Genomic DNA, 12507 nt, shown 5'->3' with positions numbered 1-12507 from the left:
GATGGTCGCTCGCGGCGGACTGGTGCTGACATGGTTTATCGCCAGCTTGCATGAATTCGAGCCTGCGTCTTATGACGAAAGTGGAGCCTTCCCTCCCCCGTGCCTCCCCAGTGCCAAGTCCGAGCGTCCCTCATGGGCGTACAAGGGACGCCCGGTCCTGATACCGCCCTACAGGTCCACAGGCACGTCGACGATGCCGACGAAGCGGCTGCCGATGCCCGGGTACTCCGCACGTACCTCGCCAGGGAGCGGCGGCGGCAGCTCCGAGGGCTCGTGGTGCTCGCAAGCGAGATGGGTGAAGGTCGGCCACCACTTCTTCGGCCGGGCCTTCTCGGTGAACCCGCACACGGTGCACTCCAGCTCGACCCACACCGCCTTCTTGCCGGTCCGATTGGCCCGCGACTGGACCAGCCACGGCGGCGGGTTCTCCTCGATCTCAGTCAACTGAGCCTCGGTGAGCTTCGTGGGCAAGCCGTGTCGGGTGGCCATCTCGATGGGGATGTCCAGGCGTTGGGCGGCTTCGCGGCGGGTGATCATCGCGCTCAACGATAGTTCGTTGCCTGCGCTGTTTCTCCATCGCCGGGCTGACCACTCCGTGACCTTTCCGGGTCGACTGACAGCAGATCGCCCTACTGTCGCGGGATGAGCGATCCCATCACCCCCAAGCAGCTCGCAACTGAGCTGGGCGTCACCGACCGAACCGTCCGACAGTGGTTGCGCGACCAGGGCTGGCAGAGCGTGCCCTATGCCCGCTGGCAATTGACCTCGGCGCAAGCAGAGCAAGTCAGGAGTCACTTCACGACGTGACAGGTCTGCTCAAAGGAACGGTGCGCTGGCCTGTTTGCCGGACAGGGCCTCCTCCACCTGCAACGATCGGATGCTCACTCTGTTGGGGGAGAAATGTCGCTCTTGACCTGCGTCGACTGCCAGCAACCGGTCTCGTCTGAAGCCATTGCGTGCCCGACGTGCGGACGCCCGATGCGCGACCGCAGTTACCTGACCCCGTGGGGTCAGACGGTGGTCGGAGCTCTGGTCCTCGTGGCGTGCTTCGCGTGGCCACCACTGTTCGCCGTCCTTCTGATCGTTCTCTTTGCCCGCTTCTTGTCTCGTGCACGGAGAAGGAGCGCCCTTCGAGTCGCCCTAGCTGCCGTCGCAGTGACCGTGGTGTGCGTCGTGGCCATGTTCCTTTTCCCGAGCTACGCCGTCGTGGTCGTGGTCCTCGCGGTGGCAACACTCATCTGGCTCGCCAGTCCGCGGTTCAGGTCGAGCAGGGCACCCGAACGAGAGACGCTCACCTCCTGAGGGTGCATTGCCCAGCAGGGCTGCTACCCGCGGGCAGCAACCGATCGGTCCGGCTCGAAAGCTCGGCCTCGCGCTGGCCCTCTCAGTGCGAGCTCTGCACAGCATCGGCGAATGCCTCCACCACAGCGGGACCATCTGCTCCCGTGACGACGTCGACGACGAACCCAGCCTCCGCCTCCCCCACCGGAACCAGCCGTCGTCCCACGACCGCCATCCGAGTTCTCGTGACCTCGAAGAACTCAGGGTGGGTCAGAAACACCAGTGCCCCGGCGTCACCCAGCATGTGACGGCGCCGTACGTCGAGCAGCTCACCGGCGAGTTGAGCCGCCGGTGCTGGCGCGCTCTGCAGCCGCGCGACGAGTGCCGGCGGAACGGTGACCCTCTCGAACAGATCGATCGGGTACACCGTTGTGGGAAGGCGTGCTTCGAGCACGGCGACTGCGGCAGCTGCGTCCTGGCCCACGTTGAACTCCGGCTCGTGCTCGACCATCAGCTCGCCGCCGACCAGCACGATCCGTTCGACGTCGCCGCGTGAGGCGTACTGGGCGACGTTCGTCAGCGGAGCGCACGCGGCCACCGTGACCGGACCATCGGATGTCAGCGCGTCGAACAGCTCCAACGCATCGCTGTGCGGCTCTCGCACCGGACTGGTCGGCCTCGGGGTCACTCCCCCCAGTCCGTCGGGGCCGTGGTTGGTCCGCCCGGTGCGGGGGCCGCTGCCCCCAGTCGACACGGCCGCGCCCGCCGCCACCGGGACCGAGGGCTTGCCGACGGCCGCCAAGACAGTCGCGGAGTTGCGAGCACCTACGTGGACGGAAACGTTCCCGACCACGGCGGACACCCCAGCCACTTCGAGGCGTGCCGTCGCCGTCGCGTACAGAATCGCCAAAGCGTCGTCGATCCCGGTGTCGACATCAAGAAGAACCCTGATCGGCTGTGCCATCCAGCCACCCTCGCAGCCCAGATCGTGGATCGGCGCGCGAAGTCGCCGTGTGGACGGATGCTCAGATCGGAGCACCGACTGTTGCAGCAACTTGAGGCGTCACTCGCGGCGAAATGGGCACGGTCCCCCGGGCGTGGTCGACGCGCGTGTTCCCGTCGACTGATTGTCGCGCTGTTGGAGCGATAGGGGCCTAAGATCCGGCGATGACCCGGATTCAGACGATCTTCCCGATCACGGGCGCTCATGATGGCTGACGCAGCGAACTGGGTTTCCGCGCTGGCCTCCCTCCTCGCCCTTGGAGCGGCCACCTGGGCCGGTGTTACCGCTAAGCGGCTGTATGAGATCGAGCGGGGTCGCGAGACTGATCGTGTGGAGGCCCAAGAGCGAAGCCAAGCGGATCAGTTCGCCAGCTGGATCTCCTGGTCATCACAACCCCAGGTGGCAATGCCCCTAGCGGACGGGCTGAGGTCGCCGAGCCTGGCTCTCCAGAACGGAGCTCCTGTCCCCGTCTACGACGTGGTGATCAAGTACTTCGAAGGCCCGCAGGTGTTGGGAGAGCAGACGTTCTCGGTCATCTCGCCCACCGGATCGATCGCTCACTACCGACAGATCGAGTGCCCCGGCCTGGGCGATGTCCTCCTGCGACCGCGCGAACGCGGCGCTCGGCTCGATTTGCGCGTCGCGCTCACTTTCACAGACGCGCACGGCATTCGCTGGACACGCGATCGAACGGGCAGGCTTCAGAAGTCGGGACTGGTGCCCACGAGGCAGCAACTCTGAGTGCCGCATATCCCGCGGTTGGAAGCGAGCGCGTCATGCGGCGGCGAAGTCGTTCACTTGATGGCGGCGCCTGATCGCGGCAGTAAGACGCAGATCCTGGAATGGGCGACTTTGCGGCAGATCCGCTCACTCCGCTGTGGCGGCTGGCGTCGAGCACTCGCTGAATCAACTGCGTTGGGGAGATGCCAACGCGCGGGACGTACACGAAGCTCCCGGCGGCCAAGGCAGGCCCGTAGACGGACGACCTCCGCGCCTTCGGGCGCCAAGTCATCGCCATGCGCCACCGTGGTGATTCTGTGCTCGTCCAAGAAGTCCAAGTCACTCGGTCGGGCGAGTCGGCGATTACCTCATCGACGTATCTACACGAATGGATCACGGCATCGCAGCCGCCGCCGGTGCGCTCGTGGTGCCTTGCGCGGGCGCGCCCCGGATCTTCAGTTGCGTCGACGGGACAAGCGCAGCCGCTCCGACGGATGCCGAGTCTCTCCGGCGACCAGTCGAAATGTCCTCCTCCCACCCCGACTGGGTGTCTTGAGGATGGGTACCGAACAAGACGGAGCCGCGGCGGACCAGGCGCCACGGCGCAACTAGTCAGGAGAAGTTATGCCTCCCAAGAAGAAGACCCAGGCCGATGACGCCGGCATCCGCATGACCGATGACAGTCTTCGCGTTCGCCAGCTCACGCACTATCAGTTCAGTTGGACAGCGGGAGCGGGTGGCGAGACCGGCACTTGGACACTTCAGCTCGTGCTCGACCAGGGGGCCTGGGAAGAGGTGCTCACCGTGAGTGCCGACGATGCCGACAACCTGCAGGACATCCTGAAGAACACCGGGAGCGTGTTCTACGACATCGACCGCCGCGTGCTGATGTTCGGGGTCACGAAGACCGGGAATTGACACGGGTCTGCGTGCGGAGACGCACGCGGGACAGGAACGGCAAGGTCCGGCGTCCTAGGTTCCACGCCATGGGCCACTGCACGACCCGTGACAGAGGTAGGACCTGCCTTTTCGCGGCGGTGTGACGCGCTCTCATGGAGTGCCGTCCAGCCCGCTGAACGTACGTCTCAACGTCACCTCGTGGTGGGAGGCTGGGGTGGTGTTCGCAGACTTCGAGGTTCGGGACGTCACGGTCGCGCCGGGGATCGACCTCCGCGTCCGCGTCGGCGGAGCAGGACCTGCGGTCATCCTGCTCCACGGTCACCCGCGCACCCACATGACCTGGCACGCAGTCGCGCCACGGTTGGCGGCCGGTGGATATCTGGTCATCTGTCCCGACCTTCGCGGCTATGGCCACTCCTCCAAGCCGGACCCGGACCCGGACCATTCGACGTACTGCGACCGCGCCATGGCCGGCGACATTGTGGAACTGGCCTCACGACTCGGGCAGCAAACCTTCGCTGTCATCGGGCACGACCGTGGCAGCTATGTCGCCTACCGCACCGCGCTCGACAGCCCTGAGCACGTGACCTCATTGGCGGTGTTGGACAGCGTGCCCATCGTTGAGGCTCTCGAACGGGCAGGAGCCGAGTTCGCCGAGCCCTGGTGGCACTGGTTCTTCCTCGGCGCCTCGCCGCACGCCGAGCGGGTCATCAATGCGGATCCTCTTGCTTGGTACCGACTCGACGCAGCGTCGATGGGCGCGGACAACTACGCCGACATGGTCGAGGCCGTGCAGCAACCCCGGACGGTCCGGGCGATGGTCGAGGACTACCGGGCCGGGCTCCACGTCGACCGACGGCACGACGAAGAAGCCCGGGCCGCGGGCCGACTCATCGAGTGCCCCACCCTCGTGGCCTGGTCCCGGCACGACGACATGGTCGACCTGTACGGCGACCCCGCAGAGGTGTGGAAAGCCTGGTGCCGTCGCCGGGTGCATACCGCCGTCATCGACTCCGGCCACCACATGGCCGAAGAAGCACCCGAGCAGCTTTCCGACGTCCTTCTGACGCATCTGAACGGATACCCGGGGTCTGCTTGAGTTGAGGGGTTCGCGTCGTCACAGGCGGGGAAGTGGGGCAACTTCAAGCCGACCGGACTACGGCAGATCCGGACGTCCTAAAGAACCCACCGCCTTACCCTCGTTGTCATGGAGGCAGTCAGCACCGTGGCGATAGGGATCGACCTTGACCTCATGCCCTCGAATGAAGGCGGACGGCAAACACCCTTGCTCGGCGGCTATGCGGCAAAGGATCGGTTCACCTACCGGCCCAACTGGGGCCTTCCCGGCTGGAGCGACGGTGATCAAACCGCTGGTCCTGTGCTCGGCTTCTCACGGACGAACGTCCTCCCCGGAGAACATGTCAGGGCGATTTTGCTGCCTCTGTTCATCGACCACGCTCCAGAGTGGCTCGACATCGTCAACTGGACGAAGGCCGACCACACCCAGTCCTTCCATCCGAACGAGACGGGCCACGCGCACTACGCGTGGGCCTTCAATTCCTTGGCTGTGGAGAAGCTGAAGTGATCAGACGCAGACACCACCGGCGCGGGGGCCACGGCGTACACATTGCCGCTGCAGTCCTGGCCGTCTCTGTGCTGGGCGCTTGCTCGGGCGCAGAGGACGGAACGACGGAGCCCGAGGCAGGTTCACAGCGGAGCACGCCAAGCAGCCTGCCTACGCCTCCGAGCGTGGAACCGGTCATCAAGGACGACGGCAGTTCTGAACCGCCACCGACGTTCACGCCCGACCTTCACTGGCAGGACGTTGAGCAGATTGCCGACGCTGGGGACGATTTCGAGGACGGCGAGCAGTTCGCGCTGGCCGCCATGCAGTTCGCACTCGACTCGGAGAACGCCACGCTTGACCAGAAGAAGCTCAACGCACTGTTCGCCAGTGAGGAGGCGAGACAGTTCCTCGCACACGCCAATGAGTCCGTGGCGGAAGGTGGCATCAAGCAGCGCTGGCTCACCGACCACCCCGGCTGGGTCCGTTCACAGTGGATCTCCGAGGGCGACCGCACCCTCCGCACCCAACTTCTCGCCAGGCACCTGTTCCAGCAGGGTGTCGCGACCGAACTCTGGGCAGACACCCGCGTCGAGGTCGTCCACACAGGCGGGCGATGGCGGATCACGTCGTTCATGTTCGTCCCCGGACCGACGGACGAGGTCCTGTCCGACATGGACAAGGAGATCCTGATGGGTGACGAGTCAACGTGGCGGCAGTTGGAAGCCATCAGCTAGCAGGTGGCGACGTCTGCTGACCTAGTGGTGCCGGATGAGGCCGGTGCCGGTGCCGGTACGACGTCTCTGGACGGTCAGTGGAGTTCGTCTGCCGTGGGTCATTGTTGTCGGAGACGGGAAGCGCATGGATACGAGACGCCGGCCGGGGCGTGACGCGTCTCTAGCGGCGAAGTGACGCCCTCACTGGATGAGCGGGAGATTCCTCAGATCGCGCGCATGTAGATGGCGCGGTCGTACTCCCAACCCGAGGCTCTGCATCTGTGGCCGTCCGCCATCAGGCGGGCAATGCATTTGCTGTGGCGCACGGGACGCAAGCCTCGCCGGCAAAAGAGGGATGCGCTGAACGTATGCGGATCAAGTGGGACACCCTGAGCTGTCTGGACACCCTCGACCTCGGCAACGTCGCCAGGAACAATGTCAACTACATCTATTGACCGGGGAGTCTCTGTGTCGAACAAGGTCACCAAGTTCACCAAGCACCCGACTCCTCCTCTAGCTGTGGCCGCAATTGCCTGCGCAGTGACGGTATGGGCGTTGACAATGCCCACGTCGCCGACCGAGGCAGGGGCAGCTCCCGAAGAAGGACCCCTCGAGGGCAGTTCCACGCCTCGCGTCTACTCCGCCTTGGATGTCGTGGCCTCCACAACCGTGACCGACTGGGTCAAGGCGGCCGACCACGTCGTGGCCGTGTCCGTCATCGGCGAGGAGCGGGTGCCTCCCGGAAGGAGCGAGACCTCACCCAACGGCGAAGGGATGGTTGACCGTCTCGTGACGCTCCGCGTCATCAACTTCCTGTGGAGTGCCGATGAGGCCGAGCCTCTCGGCAAGACGGTCACGGCCGGAGCGTACGGAGGTTGGTTCCGACTCCCGAACGGAGTCGAGGAGGAGACGACGGTCAAGGGAAGTCCTCGGCTCGAGGTGGGGCATGACTACGTGGTGGCGCTGGCTCACCGCCCTGCGCTCTGCCTCGACGGAAGGAGGATCGAAGCCAGCTGGGCGCCGACCGGGACATATGCCAGCGTCCCCGCCGACCAGGGAGTGATCGGTTCTGGTGAGTTCGAAGGAGTCTCTGTGGCGGCGACGTCCAAGTCGTTCGAACAAGGAACGGTGGTCTCGGAGTTCGCGGGTGCCAAGCTGACCGACCTCTCGCGGGAGTTGGCGCTGGTGGGGCGCGTGGAGAGGACGCCAGTTCATGCCAATGCCAGCACCTGCGAGTGAGCGCCCTACGGCCCGAGCGTCGATTCTTGCCCATAGCCCGTGAGGCGTGTCACATTTCAGCCGTGGTCGCGCTGTCGCGGCACCCCCTGAAAGGACTCCCCCACATGGCCTACGACCTCCTGATCCAACGCGGTCTCTACCTCGACGGCACGGGCGCGGAGGGATATGTCGCGGACGTGGCGATCCGTGACGGCCGCGTCGCGGAGGTCAGCCGCGAGCCGCTGGACGCCTCCTTGGCGCAGCGGGTCGTGGACGCGACGGGCCGGTGGGTGATGCCTGGCTTCGTGGACGCCCACACCCACTACGACGTGGAGCTGCTGGTGGCGCCCGGCTTGAACGAGTCCGTACGCCACGGCGTCACGACGGCGTTGATCGGCAACTGCTCCATCTCGGCGGTCTACAGCGGCGCGGTGGACGTGGCCGACCTGTTCAGCCGCGTGGAGGCGCTGCCCCGTGAGGCCGTGCTGCGGACGCTGCACACGATGAAGACGTGGGACTCCCCCGAGGACTGGGCCTCGGCCCTGGAGACGCTGCCGCTGGGGCCGAACATCGCCTCCTTCATCGGCCACTCCGACGTGCGCGCCTCGGTGATGGGCCTGGGCCGCGCGACGGACCCGAAGCACAAGCCGACCCGGTCGGAGCGGCGCCGCATCCTCGAGCTGATCGACCAGGCCCTGGATGCCGGGTTCATCGGGGTCTCGACGATGACGAACCCCTGGGACAAGCTCGACGGCGACCGCTACCGCTCGCGTACGTTGCCCTCGACACACGCCAGCTGGAGCGAGTTCCGGGCCATCTCGCGGCTGCTCCGTCGCCGCGAGCGGACGCTGCAGGGCGTACCGAACCTCAACACGAAGGTGGACGTCGCCTTCTACGCCACCACGTCGATGGGACTGGGGGTCCGCAAGCCGTTGCGGGTCTCCTTGCTCTCGGCCGCGGACACGCGTGCGGAACCGTGGGTGAACCGGATCTTCCGCCCCATCGCCTTCCTGGCGAACACCATCGGAAAGGGCCGTTTCGTGTGGCAGCACCTGCCGACGACGTTCCAGGTGTGGGCCGACGGCATCGACCTGGTCGTCTTCGAGGAGTTCGGCTCCGGCCGTGAGGCGCTGCACCTGCGTGAGGAGATGGGCCGCAACGACCTGCTGAAGGACGAGGCCTACCGGCGTTGGTTCCGTGAGGACTTCGAGAAGAAGTTCAGTCCCCGCGTGTGGCACCGCGACTTCGACGACGCCGTGATCACCGAGTGCCCCGAGGAGTCCTTGGTCGGACGCTCGGTGGCGAAGGTGGCCAAGGAACGCGGCCTGCACCCGGTGGACTGCTTCCTCGACCTGGTGGTCGAGCACGGCACCGCCTTCCGGTGGACGACCGTCATCGCCAACCACCGCGAGAAGGTGGCCAACCGCCTCATCAACACCCCCGGCGTCACGGTCGGCTTCTCCGACGCCGGCGCCCACCTGCGCAACATGGCCTTCTACAACTTCGGCGTCTGCCTCCTCGACCGCGTGCACCAGGCGGCCGAGCGCAGCAAGCCGTTCATGCCCCTGGAGAAGGCCGTGTACAAGCTGACCGGTGAGCTGGCCGACTTCCACCAGGTCGACGCCGGACGCATCCGCCCCGGCGACCGCGCCGACATCACGATCATCGACCCCGCCGGCCTCAACGGCGCCGTGAACGACTACGCCGAAGCCGAGTTCGCCGAGATGAACGGCATCCGACGCATGGTCAACCGCAATGACGACGCCGTGGCCGCGACGATCATCAGCGGACGCGTTGCCTGGGAGGGCGGCGAGTTCGCGCCCGGTTACGGGGAGACGCTGCGGACCGGGCAGTTCCTGAAGGCGCGGGAGGTGGCTCCCCCGGCCTCCGGTGTTGTGGCGGACGCCGGTGCGTCGGTGGCACAAACCGCGTAAGCGCGATCGTTGGTGCCGTTCGCGACTCGACCAGGCGTCACTCGCGGCGGAGTGACGCACCCCAAGGCACGGCTACTACTGATCGCTTCGACCCCATAGCTCCTCGCGAATGTTCGTGCCGAGGGGGCCGACCTCTCGATCATTTACCTTCATTTCTGGGAGCGGGCTGTTAAGTGGCGGCGAAGAGCGTCCGGGTGGCTGAGTAAATCAAGCAGGTACAGCCAGCCCAGCAGTGCGACCTCGTGGGGGATGCGGCCGTCGTGGCGTGCCAATAGCGATTCGGTTGCTTCCACCTGGTTTTTCTTGTTCGCCCCGTGCCCATGTGTCGCATTGCGCAGCAACTTTAGGTACTCGGCCGTTCCCCTCTCCAACGGGACGACCTGCTGAGTAGAAGGCCGCAACATCACGCCTCCGCAGTCCTCGCGGAGGAAGAATCCATCCCCTACCTCTGCCAAGGAGTCCACCCCGCGCTCGGCTCGGGGCAACAGCACCTGGCCAGCCTGATCTGGAATCTGATCTCGTAGTCGCGCGAGCGTTTTGGCCGCAAAAGAGGCGTCACAATTTTTCTCAACGGGCCTTCCCGTAAGGGCCTCGATTGTGTCGAGAACAGTAAAGAGCAGAACTCGCCGAGCGTTGGTGTCGGAGTGTGCTGCCTGGATAGAAAGCACGCGACTGAACAGTTGCTCGGTCGTGAGGATCGCTTGAAGCTGCAGCGAAGGCTGATAGATACCGGCGCCGTCAAGGAAGACCGCGGGATCACTGATCACGCCGAAGAGGTCGTTGAGACGCTCAACCCACCAAGAAAGAGCAGAAGGGATGGCCTGCGGATCGAGCGGCGCGAACTCCGTCACCCGATCAGCGCCCCGGGTTGGGAGCGTGCCTAATAGGTCAGAGGAGATCCTGGGGGCGCCTCCAATTTGCCGCCCATAGGAGAAGACGATCGCGCCGTGTGCGCGGTGCGACATAAAACCCCAGACTGCAGGCGTCAGGGCGCCGAGGAGAGGACCGAGGTACTGGTCCAACAGATAGAAGCCTTGGTGCAGGCCTTCACTGGCCGCAAAGACCGACGCCTGCCGGTCATGCTGCTTCTGAAGGCCCGTCAGGTCACCTGCGCGTAGTTTTTCGTCATGCTGCAACCGGATCAGAACCGACACGAGCTTGATTCGGTGTAGCAGCTCTGGCGACCGGCGGACGGCGTAGACCCCGGGATTCGCGAACGCGCACCCGCGACCTTCGATGGTCACCTCTTGCAGTGACTCCAAAGCCAAACGGCACTGCTCGCCGATCGATTCCGATGGGACGGCAGCCACAGCGAGTTGGTAGTAACTGACTAGGTGCGCGAGGTCGCCACTGTCCCTCCCAATCTGCTCGAGGGCACGGTGACCACTGTCCCGGACGACCTGATCGATTTCGTCGTCACCCATGATGTTGAGGCCATCCCATCGGGCCAGTGACGACATGGGCCCCGCGATCTTCTGCAGACTGACCAGATCCGGCCTCGATCGCGTGTAGTGCTCACGCGTGGTCACGAGGGCCTTCGTCCCATCCGTCGCTCGGACGTGGAAACCGGCGCTCGTGAAGAGTTCACGAGGTCGACCGCCCCATAACCAAGGAGGCGCTTCGACCCGAGCCCACCCGGCAGGTATCTTCTCCTCCACCTGAGAGAACATAGAACACCGAGGTCGTGCCCTGCGCCAGATCGCTCGAGTTCTCTGTAGAGGGGAGTTTGGTTGTGCCCGGCCAATCCCGTAGAGACCGAGGGCATGCCTGGGTCTGAGCTGCAGCGTCGACCTTCTCAGATGTCACGTGATCGAGTCCCCAGTTCGCTGACGCTAGACCGCTCACGTGAACCAAGTCCGGTCCGCAGGCGGAGAAGGGACGCGGCCCATCGGATGTCCGCGCGAGTGTGAGCGGATGTCATAGGCCCTGAATGTCTCCGAGCAAAGCGGTGGGTTGCCCCCTCCAATCGTCACGACCCCATGGCGCCTCTTGTTTCGACTGCTCCTCAGTGATCGGGATGAGACTGAAACCGGCGACTCCTCTCGGGCTCGCGACGTAGAGCCCTCCCGCCAACTCAAGCAACACGAGGTCGCCATCGGTCGCGCGTACCCGAGCCGTGAAGACGTTGGATCCCGTCCCGTCCACGAACGACCATGGGTCACTGACGACGACCATCACCTCGCGCACCCGTCAACGCTAGCCGCTGGGCTCAGAAAGAGCGAGAAGATGTCGCAGATCCGGGCGTCCGGATCGCGGCGAAGTGGGCGTGGCCTGCTGGCACCGATGAAGTGCTGCTCGGCAACAGCGGGGCCGATAGTGAGGGGACCCCGCGCCACTAACTGATCGGATGATCGTGGACCGCCGACGAAAGGTGCACGCCATTTAGTTCGAGGTAGAGCTGCCGCTCGGTAACAGTGAGCGTGAGCGCGTTGCGGCGCTCGATCGCGTCCACGGCGGAATCGATGAACCCGGGATCAAAGTTGTGCAGGACGATCTCGCCTGCGCGATGTATTTTCGCGCCCGCCCACTGCGCCAGCACCCTGGTGTGGTCGCGGTGCGTGTAGATGGTCGTGCGCTCAGAAGCCTTGCTGCCCGCGTGAAGGCGCGCGGCGTCCGGCGCCCCAACCTCGATCCAGGCCAAGAGCTTCCCGCTTAGATCGCGCACGAGCACCGCCGGGTCGGCGGCCGCCGAGATTCCCTCGCTGAACGCGATGCCCTCTTCGTATTCGAGGCAGTAGGCGAGTACACGCGTCACGAGGTACGCCTCGGTTTCTGACGGATGCCGCGCCGCCCGAAGCGTGAACTGCTCGTAGACGCCCCGATCCATGTCGGCCAGCTCGATCTCGAACGTGTGCATCGTCGCGCCGGCTGCCATGGCGCAATGCTGGCCTAAATCGCGTCCTGAAGTCGAATGGCCTGAATCGCCGAGGGGAACGAGGAAACGTCGCGACGTGTCAGCAACAAGGCCTTGTCTCCCTCGGAAAGGGGCGCATATCCTTCTGGGCGCGCGGGACGCAGGACGTTCACACTCCAGCGACGTACGCGGTGAGGAAGTGGACGCCGTGTCGGTCGAGGTTTCCGCGGGCGCGGTCGTAGTGCTCGGTGGTGCGTGGATCGGCGTGGCGCGCCAAGATCTGCGCATCGCGGAGCGGGACGCCGGCGTCGAGGGCG

Annotated in this window: 12 protein-coding genes; 8 read left to right on the top strand and 4 right to left on the bottom strand. The window is 65.3% G+C overall.

All coding sequences use genetic code 11. The features are described from left to right. Nucleotides 1-168: 168 nt before the first annotated feature. On the bottom strand, nt 169-546 hold the full coding sequence (locus tag FCL41_RS04990; protein ID WP_212723159.1) for a DUF5997 family protein: 378 nt from the start codon (nt 544-546) through the stop codon (nt 169-171). Nucleotides 547-642: 96 nt separating this feature from the next. On the opposite strand from FCL41_RS04990, the gene FCL41_RS04985 reads away from it, so the two are divergent. Continuing rightward, complete coding sequence (locus FCL41_RS04985) at nt 643-807, top strand: YfeC-like transcriptional regulator (protein ID WP_137066325.1); 165 nt, start codon at nt 643-645, stop codon at nt 805-807. Between the two features lie 577 nt (nt 808-1384). Here the strand turns inward: FCL41_RS04985 and FCL41_RS04980 are convergent. Then, complete coding sequence (locus tag FCL41_RS04980) at nt 1385-2245, bottom strand: nucleoside hydrolase (RefSeq protein ID WP_137066324.1); 861 nt, start codon at nt 2243-2245, stop codon at nt 1385-1387. A gap of 243 nt (nt 2246-2488) precedes the next feature. Here FCL41_RS04980 and FCL41_RS04975 point away from each other — a divergent pair, with 243 nt between their 5' ends. The 7 genes from FCL41_RS04975 (at nt 2489) to FCL41_RS04945 (ending at nt 9336) form a co-directional block, all read left to right on the top strand. After that, nucleotides 2489-3025 carry a hypothetical protein gene (locus FCL41_RS04975; protein ID WP_137066323.1) on the top strand — a complete coding sequence of 179 codons (537 nt, stop codon included), beginning with the start codon at nt 2489-2491 and terminating at the stop codon, nt 3023-3025. Between the two features lie 603 nt (nt 3026-3628). Further along, entirely contained in the window at nt 3629-3922 is a 294-nt protein-coding gene (locus FCL41_RS04970; protein ID WP_212723158.1) for a hypothetical protein, read from the top strand. A 139-nt stretch (nt 3923-4061) separates the two neighbouring features. Further along, the gene (locus FCL41_RS04965) at nt 4062-5003 is read left to right on the top strand and encodes an alpha/beta fold hydrolase (RefSeq protein ID WP_338088665.1); all 942 of its coding nucleotides are present in this window, start codon (nt 4062-4064) and stop codon (nt 5001-5003) included. A 108-nt stretch (nt 5004-5111) separates the two neighbouring features. Then, nucleotides 5112-5489, top strand: coding sequence for a hypothetical protein (locus tag FCL41_RS04960; RefSeq protein ID WP_137066321.1), 378 nt, complete (start codon nt 5112-5114; stop codon nt 5487-5489). A gap of 164 nt (nt 5490-5653) precedes the next feature. Beyond that, nucleotides 5654-6205 carry a hypothetical protein gene (locus FCL41_RS04955; protein WP_137066320.1) on the top strand — a complete coding sequence of 184 codons (552 nt, stop codon included), beginning with the start codon at nt 5654-5656 and terminating at the stop codon, nt 6203-6205. A 447-nt stretch (nt 6206-6652) separates the two neighbouring features. Then, a complete protein-coding gene (locus FCL41_RS04950; RefSeq protein WP_137066319.1) occupies nt 6653-7423 on the top strand; it encodes a hypothetical protein in 771 nt (256 codons plus the stop codon). A 104-nt stretch (nt 7424-7527) separates the two neighbouring features. After that, the gene (locus FCL41_RS04945; protein ID WP_137066318.1) at nt 7528-9336 is read left to right on the top strand and encodes an N-acyl-D-amino-acid deacylase family protein; all 1809 of its coding nucleotides are present in this window, start codon (nt 7528-7530) and stop codon (nt 9334-9336) included. A gap of 149 nt (nt 9337-9485) precedes the next feature. Here FCL41_RS04945 and FCL41_RS04940 read toward each other — a convergent pair whose 3' ends face one another. Both FCL41_RS04940 and FCL41_RS04935 read right to left on the bottom strand, forming a co-directional pair. Next, on the bottom strand, nt 9486-10865 hold the full coding sequence (locus FCL41_RS04940; protein ID WP_137066317.1) for a hypothetical protein: 1380 nt from the start codon (nt 10863-10865) through the stop codon (nt 9486-9488). An 806-nt stretch (nt 10866-11671) separates the two neighbouring features. Then, nucleotides 11672-12211, bottom strand: coding sequence for a YaeQ family protein (locus FCL41_RS04935; protein WP_137066316.1), 540 nt, complete (start codon nt 12209-12211; stop codon nt 11672-11674). Between the last annotated feature and the right edge of the window lie 296 nt (nt 12212-12507).

It is taken from the genome of Nocardioides jishulii (assembly GCF_006007965.1).
Lineage (GTDB): Bacteria > Actinomycetota > Actinomycetes > Propionibacteriales > Nocardioidaceae > Nocardioides > Nocardioides jishulii.
The sequence above is the reverse complement of the archived record's forward strand: the minus strand, read 5'-3'. Positions and strand labels throughout refer to the sequence as shown.

Bases quoted from the DNA above. Each gene is read 5' to 3' on its own strand.
- FCL41_RS04985 (WP_137066325.1), top strand. From the start codon at position 643: ATGAGCGATCCCATCACCCCCAAGCAGCTCGCAACTGAGCTGGGCGTC.
- FCL41_RS04980 (WP_137066324.1), bottom strand. From the start codon at position 2,245: ATGGCACAGCCGATCAGGGTTCTTCTTGATGTCGACACCGGGATCGAC.
- FCL41_RS04975 (WP_137066323.1), top strand. From the start codon at position 2,489: ATGATGGCTGACGCAGCGAACTGGGTTTCCGCGCTGGCCTCCCTCCTC.
- FCL41_RS04970 (WP_212723158.1), top strand. From the start codon at position 3,629: ATGCCTCCCAAGAAGAAGACCCAGGCCGATGACGCCGGCATCCGCATG.
- FCL41_RS04960 (WP_137066321.1), top strand. From the start codon at position 5,112: ATGGAGGCAGTCAGCACCGTGGCGATAGGGATCGACCTTGACCTCATG.
- FCL41_RS04945 (WP_137066318.1), top strand. From the start codon at position 7,528: ATGGCCTACGACCTCCTGATCCAACGCGGTCTCTACCTCGACGGCACG.
- FCL41_RS04935 (WP_137066316.1), bottom strand. From the start codon at position 12,211: ATGGCAGCCGGCGCGACGATGCACACGTTCGAGATCGAGCTGGCCGAC.